The organism is Acinetobacter sp. YH12040, from assembly GCF_013420005.1.
Lineage (GTDB): Bacteria > Pseudomonadota > Gammaproteobacteria > Pseudomonadales > Moraxellaceae > Acinetobacter > Acinetobacter amyesii.
Map to the genome: position 1 here is coordinate 57,401 of NZ_VOZB01000010.1, position 15,300 is coordinate 72,700.

The following is a 15,300-nucleotide window of genomic DNA, read 5'->3' on the forward strand; positions in this document are numbered from 1 at the left end:
TGCCTCTCCTTATTGAGCATCTGGAATGTCATGAGCAATGTCTGGATAGTGCTCAACTAACATAGAAACAAACAGATCTCGTATTTCTTTTAAGCGTGCTGATGAATTGGCATCAAAGCGTAAAGTGAAATACTCACCTGTATTCGATGCTCGAATGATGCCAAATCCATCATCAAAATCAAGGCGTATTCCATCAATTTTACTGATTTGTGCCGGAATTCGCGCAGAATTGGCTTCAACCAGCTTTAAAACTTCCGCTGGATCATGCTGATGTGTACTGACATATAAATCTTCGGTACTAAAGCGCTCTGGATATTTCGCCAAAGCTTGTGACAATGTCAGCCCCTGAGCTTGAATATATTCTAAGACCCTTAAGGCAGCATATAGACCATCGTCATAGCCACCACCACGACCGTCATTAAAAACATAATGCCCTGCGTATTCACCACCAAAAACCGCTTTGCCTTTAGATTGGGAAATATACTTTCGCAAGAAACTACTGCCCGTTCGAATCATGACAGGCTGCGCATCTAGATCAGACACGGTATCCCGAATCATTGTTGAACATTTCACATCAAATACCACTTCTGCATGTGGTTTTTGAGTCAAACAAATTTCAGCAAATAAACATAATAATCGATCTGCAGAAACCACTTTGCCAGATTCATCAATCAGCACTAAACGATCACCATCACCATCTAAAGCAATGCCAATATCGGCTTGTTGTTGCTTTATAGCTTGGCGAAGGTGAGTTAAATGTTTGAGCTGTGATGGATCTGGAGCATGATCAGGGAAATGTCCATCAGCTTGGCAACGTAATGCCAAAACTTCACAGCCTAATTTATTTAATAATAAGGCTGCACAATGCCCAGCTGAACCATGCATGCCATCGATCACAACTTTAAGTGGTTGCTGTAAATGTATGTCATCTAAAATAAATTTCTGATAGGCCAAACAATATTCAGGCTTGATTTCGTGTGGCTCAAGTTCAGTCATCAAATGCACACGTTCCGATGAAAAACAATTTCGTGCTTCGACTGCAACGTGTTGAATCATCTCCGGACAAGGTGGCTCACCTTTGATAATCCACTTGATACCATTATCTGATTTAGGATTATGGCTCGCCGTCACCATAATGCCATTGCCTTGAAATTGTCCCGCAATAAAATACAACATCGGGCTTGAGCAGCAGCCAATAATTTCCGCTTCAAGGCCAGCCTCATGGCAGACTTTTTGAATTATTTTTGCATAGGTTGGACTGGTTAAACGCGCATCATAGCCAATAGCAAGTCTCTTTTGCCCTACATCTAAATATTGTTTGACTAAGCCACAAGCAATTGACTGAACTAAATCAGCATTTAAGAGCGATATTTTCCCGCGAATGTCATATGCACGAAAAATATGTTGCGGAAAGTGACTAAACAGTGAACCCATACTATGTTCTTCTAATTACATCTTTATTAATTAAAAAATCTAAAATTCTATTGAGAATTTAAGCTTTTAATTAAAGGATAAAATCCTGAAAAAAAGTGTAGCTTTTTTTATAACAAATTTAATTAACAATCAATTAATAATATTTAAATACTGATCTAAAAATTACACTCACATTTATCCAATAATTTATTTTTAAAATAAAATCAATATTTTACATTAATAAAAATATCAAATTATCATTCAGTCTTAAATATTTTACTTTTCAAATATTTTTGATTATTTATTCAAATGTGTATAAATATAGTAAATCGATCAAATTTAAACCAATACACAAAATTCTAATTATTCTTTACCCTCACCCCTAAAATATAAACCAAGTAAACTCATCAGAATTAAAAATCCTGATAAGATCCAAAATACTCTAAATATAGATTTGAATTTGAATAAATAAAAATTTAAATAAAATGATATAAATAAAAACCATCACGAGGATGGTTTTTTATTCGCTACGTGATTTTAGGCATTTACTTGTCAACACACTGGAGCAAAAGTCTTGCGCTGATTAGTTTTTACCTGTATGACCAAAACCGCCTGCTCCTCGTTCAGTGGCTTCAAACTCATCCACAATATCAAACTGAGCTTGTACAACTGGCACTAAAACATATTGTGCTAAACGCTCACCCGGCTCTAGGCTAAATGCCGTTTGGCTACGGTTCCAAACAGATACCATCAATTCACCTTGGTAGTCTGAATCAATCAAACCGACCAAGTTACCCAACACGATTCCGTGTTTATGACCTAAGCCTGAACGTGGCAGAATTAAACCTGCAAAGTTAGTGTCTTCGATATAAATCGATAGGCCTGTTTTTACCAGAACAGTTTGACCCGGTTCAATTACGGTGGTTTCTTCTACACATGCACGGAGATCAAGACCTGCCGAACCTGCTGTGGCATAAGTTGGCATTGGCCATTCCGTACCTAAACGTGTGTCGAGAACTTTAACTTGAACTTTCATGGTTCATTCCTGTTTCAATAAAACGAATTTCAAAAAATAAATAAAATATTCTACGCATTAAGCTTTAACGCTTAATCAGCGCGCGTAAATTTTCTAAATAATGCTGTGCTTGCTGTTTAGGATCGATATCCCCTGCCAGCTTTTTCTTGCGCCCTAACCACTCCAATTCATCTTGTGGCAGTTCGTCCAAGAAACGGCTTGGTGTCATTTGTCGCATTTGACCACCGGCTTTACGCTGCTCTGCAAGAGTCATGGTTAAACCTTGACGTGCACGAGTAATCCCCACATACATCAGTCGACGTTCTTCCTCAACCGTGTCGGCAGCAATGGAGTTTTTATGCGGTAGAATTTCTTCTTCCAGACCAATCAAATAAACGAATGGAAATTCCAGACCTTTCGACGCATGAAGTGTTAACAAATTGACTTTATCGGTGTCTTCTTCTTCTTGTTGCTGTTCTAACATATCGAGCAGCACCATTTTACGAATCACACTTTCAATGTTCTTTTCATCTACATCTTCAGCGCGGTTTATCAAACTTTGAATACTGCTATATAGCACTTCAATATTATCCAGTTTGGTTTTTTCCTGCGCAGGAGTAGCAGCAGACTCTTTAACATAGTCGATATAACCTGCTTCAATCATCATGCGACGAATAATGGGAACAGGCTCATCATCTTCTAATAATTCACGGGTAAAGGTCGAAATAAAGTCTGCAAATTCAGCCAATTGGGTTGTAGCTTTTTTCGGAATCGCCATGCTCAAGCGCTGATCCCCTGCTGCACTGAGCAAAGACAAATTACTTTCCTGCGCAAATAGACCAAGCTTTTCCAAAGTCACAGGACCAATCGCACGTTTTGGTGTATTGATAATTCGTAAGAATGCGCTGTCATCTTCAGGGTTAATGATCAGACGCAAGTAGCTCATCAAGTCCTTAATTTCAGCACGAGCGAAGAAAGACTGACCACCCGATAATTTATACGGGATCTGCATTTGGCGTAGCTGTGTCTCCAAAGCACGTGCTTGGAAATTACCACGGTATAAAATGGCGTAGTCTTTCCAATTTTTACCGTTCATCAGCTTGTGTGTAATTAAGTCTTTTACGACGCGTTCTGATTCATCATCGTCATTACGACAAGTAATCACGCGGATCACTTCACCATGGCCTTTATCTGACCAAAGCTTTTTATCGAAAATATGTGGGTTATTGCCAATAACTGTATTGGCAGCTTTTAAAATACGACTGGTCGAGCGATAGTTTTGCTCAAGCTTAATCACTTTCAGATTACGGAAATCTTCCTTCAATAAAGCCATATTCTCAGGCTTAGCACCACGCCATGCATAAATCGATTGGTCATCATCACCTACCGCGGTGAACTGTCCCATGACACCCACGAGTAATTTCACCAAAATATATTGCGCGGTGTTGGTATCTTGATATTCGTCGACCAATAAATAGCGGATTCGATTCTGCCAACGATCGCGCACTTCTGCATTTTCTTGTAATAAGCGCGTCGGCATGACAATCAAATCATCAAAATCCACAGCATTGTAGGCACGTAAATTACGCTCATACAGTTGATACAGATGTGCAAACTGAACGTCTTCTGCTGTTTCACAGGTGGTATGCGCTTGCTCAGGTGGAATCAGATCGTTTTTCCAATCTGAAATCATTTTCATGGCTTTGGCAATCAGCTCTTTACTTTCTGCACCGGATAAATTGTCGCGATGCATTAAGTCCATCAAAATGCGTTTGCAGTCATCTGCATCTAAAATTGAAAAGTTATTTTTCAGTGGTGTATTTTTTAATTCCAAACGGAGCATGTTTAGCCCGAAGTTATGGAATGTAGAAACCGACAGCCCTTTTGCCTCTTCACGGCTCATCAGCTTCGTCACACGCTCTTTCATTTCACGCGCAGCTTTGTTGGTAAAGGTCATCGCGGTGATACGGTGCGCAGGAATACCACAATGCTTCACCAAATAGGCAATTTTACGGGTAATCACCGATGTTTTGCCTGAACCTGCCCCTGCAAGTACTAACAAGGGTCCTTGAGTGTATTTCATTGCTTCAAGTTGCTTGTCGTTCAACTGACTTGCCAGTGACATAGTCTTTCCTCTTATTAATTCGAGGATGATTATAGTCATCTGAAACGATCTTGCCTAATGCAAAATGTATTTTATCGGTCATTAAAAATGCCATAAAAAAAGCCACCCGAGGGTGGCCTTTCGTTTCGAACTAAAACTTATTTAGTTTCGTAAACTGAGATTTCTACGCGACGGTTTTGTTCACGACCTGCAGCAGTTGAGTTATCCGCTACTGGAGAAGTTGAACCGTAACCACGTGCAGTAATACGAGTTGAAGAAATACCTTGAGACGCTAGGTAGTTTTTCACTGAGTTTGCACGGTTTTGAGAAAGTGGGTTGTTGATCGCATCAGAACCTGTGTTATCTGTGTGACCGTGTACAACGATTGCAAGTTTGTTTGCAGTACCGTCTTCACGCAATACTTTAGCAACATCATTCAACGCAGATTGGAACTGAGATTGAATAGTTGAAGAGTTAGTTGCGAAAGTTACTGATGGCATAACAAGGTTGATCGAACCATCTGGATTACGACCTACGTCAACACCAGTACCAGCCAATTCTTGTTTAAGACGTTTTTCTTTCTTATCAAGAAGAAGACCTGCACCACCACCAACTACAGCACCAATTGCAGCTGCTTGACCCATTTTGTCTTTATCAGCATTAGAATAAGCAATACCAGCGCCTAAAAGAGCACCTAGACCAGTACCGATTGCTGCTTTGTCATATTCCATGTTTTGACAACCAGTAAGTGCCATTGCCCCAACTACTGCCGAAATTACTAGTGCACGCATTGCATGCCTCCTTCTTTGTGTTTTGTTGTATGGTTGAAATGATGAAGTAAAACAAATGGCTGAACCATTGATTTTTTGTTAATAATAAAACGTTTAGTTACAATTTGTAATATGAATACGAGATTTATTTGTTAATTCCATCACAATTTCTTCACAGTTCTGCAGATGCCCTTTTTTATTTAATCAACTCGAACTATATTTATTAGAATAAATCATTATTTGGACAATTTCCGCTAGGACTTTTTATATGTCATCTCAAACAAATAAGCAACCGACACTAAAAAAAATTAGCAAAGGACTTACCGTCGGTTCAGTTATGACAGGCAGTACTTTTTTCCATGGTCCTCCTGTACTAGCCCTTGGTCTAACCAAACTCTTTAAAAAATCAAAAAAGGTTGATGAAACCAACATAAAAATTACCAACAGTTGGCTCATGGTTAATAACTGGTTAATTGATCACGTTTTACCCAACACAAAATGGGATATCACCATCGATGAAGGCCTCGACTTAAATTTGCAGGGTCGCTATCTCATGACCTGTAACCATCAGAGTTGGGTCGATACAACAGTTAACCAATATTTTGGTTTAACCCGTATGCCACTGACGCGTTTCTTCACCAAATGGGAACTCATTTTCATTCCATTTGTTGGACAAGCTTTTAAAATTTTAGGCTTTCCAATGATGAAACGACACAGCAAAAAACAAATCGCGAAAAATCCTGAACTTAAATATCGAGATATGGAAGAAGCGCGTAAATCTTGTGAACAGTTATTGAGCCAGCCTTTTACCCTGCTGAACTATTTGGAAGGCACTCGCTTTACCCCTGAAAAACATGCGCAGCAGCAATCACCGTATCAAAACCTTCTTAAGCCGAAAGCGGGTGGTTTAGCACTAGCACTCAATATTTTAGGGGATCAAGTTGATGCTCTCGTAGATATGACCATCGTCTATCCAAATGGTGCACCAGCTTATGGCGAATTTTGGCTCGGTGAAGTTCCACGTATCGCCGTGGATTTACGTAAAATTGAAATTCCAACGTGGGTGCATGGCGGCAACTATGAAGATGATGCAGAATTCCGTGAAAAATTTCAGCATTGGGTAGATGAGCTGTGGACGGAGAAAGACCAACTCATTACTCGTATGAAAGCTAAATACTCAGTTACTGAATAATTAAGAAGAAGTTTTATGTCGCAGAACAGCATGCCGCAAAACAAGAAATCTAAATATCATCATGTCAATCCAAACAGTTGGTCATTCAAACTGTTTTTAATTTATGACATATTCATGGTGTTTATTATTGTTTTTAACTTGTTCTGCCTGTGCATGAACTTTTTCCTCATGAGCAATCTTGGCAGTTGGTTCTTTAACAGTATCCACCTGCCCGATGTGCTGAGTTTTTACCGTGAACATTTGCATCCGTGGGTGATTACCACCGAAGCGTGGTTCATTATCTTTTTGATTGTAGAATTGTTGGTGCGCTGGGCGATTGCCATCATCAACAAGCACCATCAGCGCTGGTTCTTCTTCCCGTTTATACATTGGTACGAAATTTTAGCTATTGTGCCGCATTTACGTTTCCTGCGTTTATTTCGCGCGGGCGTGATTGCCTATCGACTTTATGAAATGGGTTATCAGATTGTGCCATCGGCATGGCAAAAGAAAGCTTTGTTTTATTATCGTGTGGTGATGGAAGAATTGTCTGATCGAGTGGTACTCACCGTACTCGATGGAGTTAGACATGAGTTAAACACCAGTACCACACATAAAGATTTGATTAGCAATGTCGTTCAGCATCACCGCGAATTATTTACCCAAGTCTTGGCCGAAATTTTGCAAGAAAATTTAAGCAAAGAACTCCGTGCTGAACGTGAATTGATCGCCCAAAATGTCGGACAAATCGTCAGTCAGGCCATCGAAGACACCCCAGAACTCACGCAGCTATTGCGCTTAGTGCCAATCGTTGGCAGCCGCATTGAACAGCAGATTCAAAGTATCGGGCAACGTTTGGGTGAAAATATTACCCAAGGTTTAATTTCCCCGTTGGCTTATCCCAATACATCGACGGCTCAGAAACCCAATCTATATTTAGACATTTCACAGCGTGTTAGCCGTATTGAAATCGAAAATAATGCCCAGCTGGATGAGTTGGTTCGCTCTGCGGTTTTTGAAAGTCTAGAAGCTATTCGTAAGCAAGTGAAAGTAAAACAGTGGCAGCAGATTATGCAGGAACAGGACCAAGCTACAGAATAAACACTTAGTCAAAAATAATTGCGAACTCCGCTAGAGTATTCATGCAAATTGTTCTAGGATTTGCTCTATTTACAACATAACTACTTCGGCACAAAAGTAATAGTTAGAAGTCTCAAGGATTCAATATGGCTGATATACGGATAAAAGGCAAAATGGTCAATGCGATTCGCATTCACCTCGATACCAATGATCATGATGCGATCCGCCAGCAACTTACTCCAATGTTCCAAAAGGCTTTTCCACCCGGAACATTAGCCGTGATTGAAAGTACGGTTGATCAAGAACTAATTGCACTGATTCAACTACTTATTAGTATTGAAATTCAACCGATTGGTGTCACTGAAGGTCCGCTATCGGACCAAGCACGTGCTATCCAATTTCCCGTAGTTCCTGCGGATCGCAAACTACAACAAGTTAAACCGACACGCGAACAAGTGGTTGAAGAACCCGCGCCTGCAGAAGAAAAAACCGAAGATAAAATTGCTGCAGTCGAAGTACCGACCATTCGTCATGCTACGTCGTATCACAATGAAATCTTGCGTACAGGTCAATGTTTAGTCCAAGACCATGGCGATATCATTATTAATGCTGGTATTAATAGCGGTTCAGAAGTAATTGCTTCAGGAAATATACATATTTATGGTAGTGCTCGTGGTAGAGTCATTGCCGGAGCTGGTGGGAACACGGCTGCACGTATTTTCTGCCATTCATTAGAAGCTGAATTGGTTTCAATTGCAGGGACTTACTGTGTCGCTGATGACATTCCACCTCATGTGGTCAAACAGCCAGTACACATTTATTTGAATGACCAGCAAGAGCTAGTATTTGAAGCTTTGCAATTTTAATGTATAAATAATCACCAAACCCCTAATTAAAAAAGGGGATTTAAACCATAACAGGAGTGGATTCGGTGGCGAAAATTGTTGTCGTAACATCAGGTAAAGGTGGCGTAGGTAAAACAACTACAAGCGCATCTTTTGCAACAGGTTTAGCCCTTCGCGGCCACAAAACTGTTGTGATCGACTTTGATGTGGGTTTACGTAACCTTGACTTGATCATGGGCTGTGAACGTCGCGTTGTATATGACTTTGTAAACGTATTGAATAACGAAGCTCGATTACAACAAGCGCTTATTCGCGATAAAGATATTGAAAATCTCTACATTTTGCCAGCATCTCAAACACGTGATAAAGACGCGTTAACAGATGAAGGTGTAGCTCGTGTAATGGACGAACTTTCTCAAGAGTTCGATTACATTATTTGTGACTCACCTGCGGGTATCGAACGTGGTGCAATTTTAGCAATGTATCATGCTGATGAAGCGATCATTGTGACGAACCCAGAAATTTCTTCGGTACGTGACTCTGACCGTATTATTGGTATGCTCGACAGCAAAACCAAAAAAGTAGAACAAAACGAAGGTCGTATCCGTAAGCATCTCTGTATTACACGTTTCAATCCAGAACGTGCGGATAAACAAGAGATGTTGACGATTGATGACATTTCAAAAGATATTTTACGCGTACCGACTTTAGGTGTTATTCCTGAATGTAAAAGCGTTCTACAAGCATCAAACGAAGGTAAACCAGTGATTCTGTTTACAGAAGAAGCGGCTGGCCAAGCGTATGATGACCTTGTTGCACGTTTCCTTGGTGAAGAGCGCCCTTACCGTCACATTACGGTAAAACCTAAGGGTTGGTTAGCACGTCTATTTGGAGCGTAATCATGGCAGGATTTTGGAGCAAACTTTTTAGCAGCGACGAGAAACCCTCAAGCGCACAAACAGCAAAAGACCGTTTAAAAGTCATCGTGGCATCTGAAAATGGTTTAGGTAAACGCCTCAGCCAAGACAAGATTGACATGATGAAAAAAGAAATCATGCAAGTAGTAAACCGCTATGTTCGTGGTGTAGATGAGCAACATATTCAAATGTCTGTTCGTTCTGAAGCGAATATTGAAATGCTTGAAATGAATATCAATTTGCCTGAAGAACGTTAATCTGAATTCTGATTAGCCAAGTAAATTGAATCAAGGCAAAATGTGAGGCTGGATCAGTAAAGCGCTGCTTTACCCAGCCGCAAGATGAGAAGCTTTGCTTCGAGTGGGCTGGATTAGTTTTATTCCTGTGTTAGATCAAAAGCTTTGCTTCGAGTAAACGGGATAAAAAAAATAACTTTAGATCCAACCATAAAATGAGTCGCTTAACTTAGAGATGGCGAATAAAACCATTTTACTTGCGTACTCATTTTTGCCTTTTTGTATTTTAAACCAGCAAGGAGATTGCGATGGCATTATCTCAGCCAGCAACGTTCAACGAAGAATGGTCAGATGAGCGTGTTTTTGCCTACCTTACTCAGCTTCCTCCTGAAGGAGTGAATGGCGACTTTCACGTGCTTTACCATGCTTTCAAACATATGCGTCCAAATGACTATGAGCGTCTTTTGACTCAATTCGTTGCCGATGGCCGTGATGTGAACGCAACTAATCCTGAAGGTCAGCGTATTCATGACGTGATTGCTCAATATCCACGTCAAAGCGCAGGTTTCCTCGAAGTATTGGCAAAATTTGCTTAATTTCGAGTAAAAAAAAGCCCGCATGATGCGGGCTTTTTTATCTGATTTAAAATTAGCATTATTGAATATCATCATAATCAATGCATGGTCAATATGAGCAATGGAAACATCAAGCCAAAACCAATGGTTTGTACACTAATAATGGCCGCCATCAGTTGTGAATCGCCTTGATAATAGCGTGTCAAAATATAAGACGAAGATGCAGTTGGCAAAGCAAAAAAGACCACTAAAATCATCCGCTCAAAATCAGTCAAACCCATCCAAGTACTCAATAGATAAGCAATACATGGCATTAACATGAGACGCCCTATCGTATTTAAACTTAAACGACGTAGATCGGCGCGCATTTGCTGAAACTGTAATGCTGCCCCAACAGAAAGTAGTCCGAGCGGTAAACTCATGGCTGCCAAGATTTTTAATAGTTCAGGTAAGCCTTCAAACAGACTCAAGCCTGATAAATTAAACAATACCCCTGCAACACAGCCTAAAATTAAGGGATTTTTTGCGATGGACTGACAGGTCTGCCCTAATTGCTTCACACTTAAATTTGAAAACGCCAAGACTGAAATAATATTCACTAAGGGGACGGCAACGGCAATTAACATAGCAAACATCTGCATGCCTGTGGAGCCAAATAAAGCACCCATGAGCGACAAACCAATATAGGTATTAAAACGGATATGACTTTGGATATACACGCCAAAACGCTGCACGGGGATATGCATAAACTGCTTGATCCCCCACAACACAATGCTGATCAAACAGGTGCCCGCAACCAGTACTGTCAACATTCGTGAAACGGTGTTCATATCCAATTGCACGGCTGATACATTCAAAAAAAGCAGCACAGGAAATAAAACGTAGTAATTAAGTTTTTCTGAATTTGCCCAAAATTCATCCTGAACAAACTGTGTGAATTTAAGCACATAGCCCATCGCGATTAATGCAACGAGGGGAAACAATGCGACGACGATATTCATGCTGTACGCCTTGAAATAAAGTAGCTATTTCATCTTTAACCATTTATGTAGCACAATATAATCCTCATCTAGACTCATAACAAAATGAGTAATTACTCATGGCAATGACATTTTCTCAGCTTGAAATCTTTATTAAAGTCGCAGAACAACAAAGCTTTACTCTCGCTGCTCGACAGCTGGGAATTACTCAGTCAGCTGTCTCTCATGCCTTAAAGTGTTTAGAGCAACATTGGAATGTCAGCTTATTTAGCCGTGAACAAGGCGAAATTAGCCTGACCCACATTGGTCAGCAGTTATTGCTGCATGCTAAAGAAGTCATCAATACGGCACAAATCATGCAACAAGAAGTGCATGCCGCACATGGTATTCAACAAGGAACGCTGAGAATTGGCTCTTTTGGTTCTTCTAGTTCGATTCATCTGCTTCCAGAGCTATTAAAGGCATATAGAGAGCGCTATCCACACATTGAAATCTATGTCGAAGAAGGTACCGATGCAGAAGTGTCTCGTTGGATTTCTGAACGTCAGATTGATGTTGGTTTTGCCGTACTCCCCAAGCCGCAGCTGTTCACCTTCCCCTTAATTCAAGACATTTTCATTGCCTTGATTCCAGATAGTTATTCAGTTTCCAAACACAGTTATTTAGATATCCAAGACCTGCAAAATTACCCCTTTATTATGACCCGTGCAGGCAGCCAGTCCCATGTCGAAAAACTGCTTAAACAACACTACATACAACCTAAAATTACCTATCAAATGTCGCAACTGTTAACCATTTTAAACATGGTGAATTTACAGGAAGGGATTGCTATTGTTGCAGATATGGCGATGCCTACTGAGCTGTTGGCGTTGCATCCACATGTGGTTAAACGTCCACTCTTTCCAAATACCCAACGGCAGATTGGACTCGCCGTAAAAAATCAAAAACTCATGAGCCCTGCCTGCAAAGCCTTTATCGAACTGGCCCAGTCCATGTTCTACCAAGATAGGTTCTCAATCTAAAAATAAAAAAACCTGCCGAAGCAGGTTTTTTGTTTTAGGACTTAGACCAAGATATCTCGTTTACCATTTGGCCCCATACTACTTACGATACCATTTTCTTCCATTTGATCAATAATCCGTGCAGCACGGTTATAGCCGAGACTGAATTTACGCTGTAAAGATGAGGTCGATGCTTTACGTGTTTCTAAAACGAAACTAACACATTGATCATACAACGCATCACGGTCTGATCCGCCATCACCATCTTCAAAACCGCGAGATGTCGGCTCTTCATCATAAGGCGTGAGGATTTCATCGACATAATTCGGTTCACCGCGCTCACGCCATGCATCACAAATACGGTTCACTTCATCGTCTGAAATAAACGCGCCATGCACCCGCTCAGGCTCAATTTTACCCGGTCCGAGGAACAACATATCACCATGACCCAGTAAGTCTTCCGCACCACCAGCGTCTAAGATAGTACGTGAATCCAGTTTACTGTTCACACGTAGCGCAGCACGCGTTGGAATATTGGCTTTGATCAAACCTGTCACTACATCTACGGTTGGACGCTGCGTCGCCAACAGCAAATGAATCCCTGCTGCACGTGATTTTTGTGCAAGACGGGTAATCATTTCTTCAGCTTTTTTACCCACTTGCATGATCATGTCGGCAAATTCGTCGGCAACAATTACGATCAACGGCATAGGCTGTAAACGTGGCGCACGACTTTGCGTTGCTGAGTCATCTGGCTTCCAAGTTGGATCGATGAGATCTTCCCCGTTGGCCATTGCTTCTTCAATTTTGCGGTTAAAGTCAGTTAGCTTACGCACTTTCATCAAAGACATCAGCTTATAACGACGCTCCATTTCATTCACACACCAGTTCAATGCACTCACCGCATCTTTCATGTCAGTTACAACAGGCGTTAATAAATGTGGAATATCGTTATAGTTGGCAAGTTCCAACTGTTTCGGGTCAATCATGATGAGTCGCAGTTGCTCAGGTGTATATTTCAACAACATCGATAGCAACATGGCATTGACTGCGACTGACTTACCAGAACCTGTAGTACCTGCCACTAACATATGTGGTGCTTTCGCCAAGTCTGCCAAGACAGGATTACCCGAAATATCTTTACCCATCGCCATACTAAGTAAGGCATTTGGATCACGGTATGCCGGCGTTTCTAACAGTTCAATAAGACGAACCATTTCACGTGAACTATTTGGGACTTCAATCCCGATATACGGTTTACCCGGAATGACTTCCACCACACGCACAGAAGCCATAGACATTGAGCGTGCCAAGTCACGTGAAATATTGGTCACTTTCGATGCTTTTACACCGGGTGCCAAATCTAGTTCAAAACGTGTCACGACAGGGCCCGGCTGTGCTTCTACAACTTTAGCTTTGACATTAAACTCTTGCAGCTTAATTTCTAAAAGTTCAGACAAGCGAGACAATTGCTCTGCGGTAAAATTAACTTTCTTATTCGGATCTACAGGATCTAATATTTCCAAGCCCGGCAAAGTCGGTAAATCCAAACGTTTTTTTGCCACTTGCATCGCACGAGACATTGGACGACCAGAGGCATCGGTTAAAGGCGCATCAAAGTCAAAATCATCTTCGAGATCTAAATCGATGTCTTCAGGCTTACCTGCTGTTTCTTGCCATACTTCACGGAAAGCATCTTTATTCGAGCTGATTAACGCTTTTTCATCGTCAGATATAAAAGTCTGCGGCTGCGTATTAATTTCAGCACGAACCAAAGGCGTAGATTGCGCATAACTACTGGTTGTACGAACTGGCTGTGCCTGTTCTATCGCTCGCTCTGCTTCTTCAACCAGCAAATCATCGAGATCATTAAATTCAGCTTCAGCACTGATATTTTTCGGTGTGGTGAGCGTTGTCGTTTGTGCAGCTGCCACACCTAATCCTACAACAGTTGCAGCAGTACCTGTTGCAAAATCATTTGAATGCGTTGCTAGACTTTCATTTTGCGATGTATTAAATGGGCTATGCACATCCGTCGCTGTTTTACCATTCGGGACAGCCGCTAACAGCTCATCGAAGATTTCATCATCATCCCAATCCACTGATTTTTTAGCAGGTTGCACCGCTTCTGTCGAAGAAGTCGAATGCACATCCGCTGCTTTGTTGAAATATTCAGTTTGATTGGCAGGCTGCTCTTCTTCTGCAGCTTTCAGTAAAGCATCAATATCTTGTTTGTGCCGTTGGTCATCATTTGAATGCAACGCACGCCAAACCTCTCCCGTCGCAACAACACGTTGTTGATCTTGCTCAAGCTGACGCACTTTCGCCAAAGTATGTTCAAAATCTTCATCGGATGGTGTAGCAGTCTCCGGCGAATTTACCGTAGATAAATGCTGTGCATTGCCTTCTTTGTCTGCACATTCTTTATCAGCAATATCATCAAATAAACGCTCAGCAACACGATCACGTACTACAGGATCAACCTCTACAGCATGATGCTCATGGGCGGGTGTGACTGGTGCAATCACTTTTGATACATTAGTAGTCACACTGCCTTTTTTAGTCGTTGGTACGGTACGGTCAAAAGCAGTATCGCCTTCAGGCACATTGCGATAGAACAAATCTTGGAGATAAGCCGGTGTGGACTTCATGGTTGCCCATGTCTTATTCCACTTGATACCAAAGGCCAAAGTGAACAACATGATCCAAAATGCAATGAGAAATACTGCTGCACCATAGACCGTTAAAATTTGTTCAAGACTTTGACCCAGTTCATAACCAATAATCCCGCCCGATGCATTTTCTAAAGTATCTTCGGGAACATTCCAAAACAGGAAAAGTAAACTTGAAGTTGCCAGTAAAATAAAGAACTGAGCGGCATAGCGAAATGGACGGTTTAGAAAACTACGCGGCCACCATACTTGAATTGCTTCGAGAAATAAATAGACAGGTATCAGCAGACTTGCCCAACCTAAAAATCCATAGAGTAAGTCAGCTATCCATGCGCCTGCGACGCCGCTGGCATTTGAAACTTGCTGAGTATCACTGGATAAATGCATCCATCCCGGATCAAATGGCGTATATGTGACTGTTGCAAGGAACAGATATATCCCAAATGAAACAAGGAATAATGTCATTATTAAGCGCTGTGCATATGCACCCGACACCGCTGTCATATACGTTCCTGTAACCA

Annotated in this window: 13 protein-coding genes; 7 read left to right on the forward strand and 6 right to left on the reverse strand. The window is 41.2% G+C overall.

Going from position 1 to position 15,300, the window contains the following annotated elements; genetic code table 11:
• Nucleotides 1-9 precede the first annotated feature (9 nt).
• The 4 genes from FTT99_RS12075 to FTT99_RS12090 all read right to left on the reverse strand — a co-directional run bounded on the left by FTT99_RS12075 (nt 10) and on the right by FTT99_RS12090 (nt 5,323).
• On the reverse strand, nt 10-1,434 hold the full coding sequence (locus tag FTT99_RS12075) for a phosphomannomutase/phosphoglucomutase (RefSeq protein ID WP_180129866.1): 1,425 nt from the start codon (nt 1,432-1,434) through the stop codon (nt 10-12).
• Nucleotides 1,435-1,996: 562 nt separating this feature from the next.
• The gene (gene dut / locus FTT99_RS12080; RefSeq protein WP_111885270.1) at nt 1,997-2,449 is read right to left on the reverse strand and encodes a dUTP diphosphatase; all 453 of its coding nucleotides are present in this window, start codon (nt 2,447-2,449) and stop codon (nt 1,997-1,999) included.
• A 64-nt stretch (nt 2,450-2,513) separates the two neighbouring features.
• The gene (locus tag FTT99_RS12085; protein ID WP_078193107.1) at nt 2,514-4,553 is read right to left on the reverse strand and encodes a UvrD-helicase domain-containing protein; all 2,040 of its coding nucleotides are present in this window, start codon (nt 4,551-4,553) and stop codon (nt 2,514-2,516) included.
• 137 nt (nt 4,554-4,690) lie between these two features.
• Nucleotides 4,691-5,323, reverse strand: coding sequence for an OmpA family protein (locus FTT99_RS12090; RefSeq protein WP_168379081.1), 633 nt, complete (start codon nt 5,321-5,323; stop codon nt 4,691-4,693).
• 247 nt (nt 5,324-5,570) lie between these two features.
• Between FTT99_RS12090 and FTT99_RS12095 the strand changes: the two genes are divergently transcribed.
• The 6 genes from FTT99_RS12095 to FTT99_RS12120 all read left to right on the forward strand — a co-directional run bounded on the left by FTT99_RS12095 (nt 5,571) and on the right by FTT99_RS12120 (nt 10,147).
• Nucleotides 5,571-6,494 carry an acyltransferase gene (locus tag FTT99_RS12095; protein WP_180129868.1) on the forward strand — a complete coding sequence of 308 codons (924 nt, stop codon included), beginning with the start codon at nt 5,571-5,573 and terminating at the stop codon, nt 6,492-6,494.
• A gap of 15 nt (nt 6,495-6,509) precedes the next feature.
• A complete protein-coding gene (locus tag FTT99_RS12100) occupies nt 6,510-7,574 on the forward strand; it encodes a preprotein translocase subunit SecA (protein ID WP_373684556.1) in 1,065 nt (354 codons plus the stop codon).
• 125 nt (nt 7,575-7,699) lie between these two features.
• A complete protein-coding gene (minC, locus tag FTT99_RS12105) occupies nt 7,700-8,419 on the forward strand; it encodes a septum site-determining protein MinC (protein ID WP_078193110.1) in 720 nt (239 codons plus the stop codon).
• Nucleotides 8,420-8,484: 65 nt separating this feature from the next.
• Nucleotides 8,485-9,297 (forward strand): septum site-determining protein MinD, encoded by an 813-nt coding sequence (gene minD / locus FTT99_RS12110; protein WP_067670152.1) that lies wholly within the window; start codon nt 8,485-8,487, stop codon nt 9,295-9,297.
• A gap of 2 nt (nt 9,298-9,299) precedes the next feature.
• Nucleotides 9,300-9,572 (forward strand): cell division topological specificity factor MinE, encoded by a 273-nt coding sequence (minE, locus tag FTT99_RS12115; protein ID WP_078190039.1) that lies wholly within the window; start codon nt 9,300-9,302, stop codon nt 9,570-9,572.
• Nucleotides 9,573-9,859: 287 nt separating this feature from the next.
• On the forward strand, nt 9,860-10,147 hold the full coding sequence (locus tag FTT99_RS12120) for a PA4642 family protein (protein WP_067766167.1): 288 nt from the start codon (nt 9,860-9,862) through the stop codon (nt 10,145-10,147).
• Between the two features lie 77 nt (nt 10,148-10,224).
• Here FTT99_RS12120 and FTT99_RS12125 read toward each other — a convergent pair whose 3' ends face one another.
• Nucleotides 10,225-11,127: an AEC family transporter gene (locus FTT99_RS12125; RefSeq protein ID WP_180129870.1), complete on the reverse strand. Its 903-nt coding sequence runs from the start codon at nt 11,125-11,127 to the stop codon at nt 10,225-10,227.
• A gap of 104 nt (nt 11,128-11,231) precedes the next feature.
• Between FTT99_RS12125 and FTT99_RS12130 the strand changes: the two genes are divergently transcribed.
• The gene (locus FTT99_RS12130) at nt 11,232-12,128 is read left to right on the forward strand and encodes a LysR family transcriptional regulator (protein WP_180161558.1); all 897 of its coding nucleotides are present in this window, start codon (nt 11,232-11,234) and stop codon (nt 12,126-12,128) included.
• Nucleotides 12,129-12,169: 41 nt separating this feature from the next.
• On the opposite strand, the gene FTT99_RS12135 is transcribed toward FTT99_RS12130, so the two are convergent.
• Entirely contained in the window at nt 12,170-15,283 is a 3,114-nt protein-coding gene (locus FTT99_RS12135; RefSeq protein ID WP_180129872.1) for a DNA translocase FtsK, read from the reverse strand.
• Between the last annotated feature and the right edge of the window lie 17 nt (nt 15,284-15,300).

Bases quoted from the DNA above. Each gene is read 5' to 3' on its own strand.
- FTT99_RS12120 (WP_067766167.1), top strand. From the start codon at position 9,860: ATGGCATTATCTCAGCCAGCAACGTTCAACGAAGAATGGTCAGATGAG.
- FTT99_RS12095 (WP_180129868.1), top strand. From the start codon at position 5,571: ATGTCATCTCAAACAAATAAGCAACCGACACTAAAAAAAATTAGCAAA.
- FTT99_RS12090 (WP_168379081.1), bottom strand. From the start codon at position 5,323: ATGCGTGCACTAGTAATTTCGGCAGTAGTTGGGGCAATGGCACTTACT.
- FTT99_RS12135 (WP_180129872.1), bottom strand. From the start codon at position 15,283: ATGACAGCGGTGTCGGGTGCATATGCACAGCGCTTAATAATGACATTA.
- minC (WP_078193110.1), top strand. From the start codon at position 7,700: ATGGCTGATATACGGATAAAAGGCAAAATGGTCAATGCGATTCGCATT.
- FTT99_RS12125 (WP_180129870.1), bottom strand. From the start codon at position 11,127: ATGAATATCGTCGTCGCATTGTTTCCCCTCGTTGCATTAATCGCGATG.
- FTT99_RS12130 (WP_180161558.1), top strand. From the start codon at position 11,232: ATGACATTTTCTCAGCTTGAAATCTTTATTAAAGTCGCAGAACAACAA.
- FTT99_RS12100 (WP_373684556.1), top strand. From the start codon at position 6,510: ATGTCGCAGAACAGCATGCCGCAAAACAAGAAATCTAAATATCATCAT.
- dut (WP_111885270.1), bottom strand. From the start codon at position 2,449: ATGAAAGTTCAAGTTAAAGTTCTCGACACACGTTTAGGTACGGAATGG.
- FTT99_RS12085 (WP_078193107.1), bottom strand. From the start codon at position 4,553: ATGTCACTGGCAAGTCAGTTGAACGACAAGCAACTTGAAGCAATGAAA.
- FTT99_RS12075 (WP_180129866.1), bottom strand. From the start codon at position 1,434: ATGGGTTCACTGTTTAGTCACTTTCCGCAACATATTTTTCGTGCATAT.
- minE (WP_078190039.1), top strand. From the start codon at position 9,300: ATGGCAGGATTTTGGAGCAAACTTTTTAGCAGCGACGAGAAACCCTCA.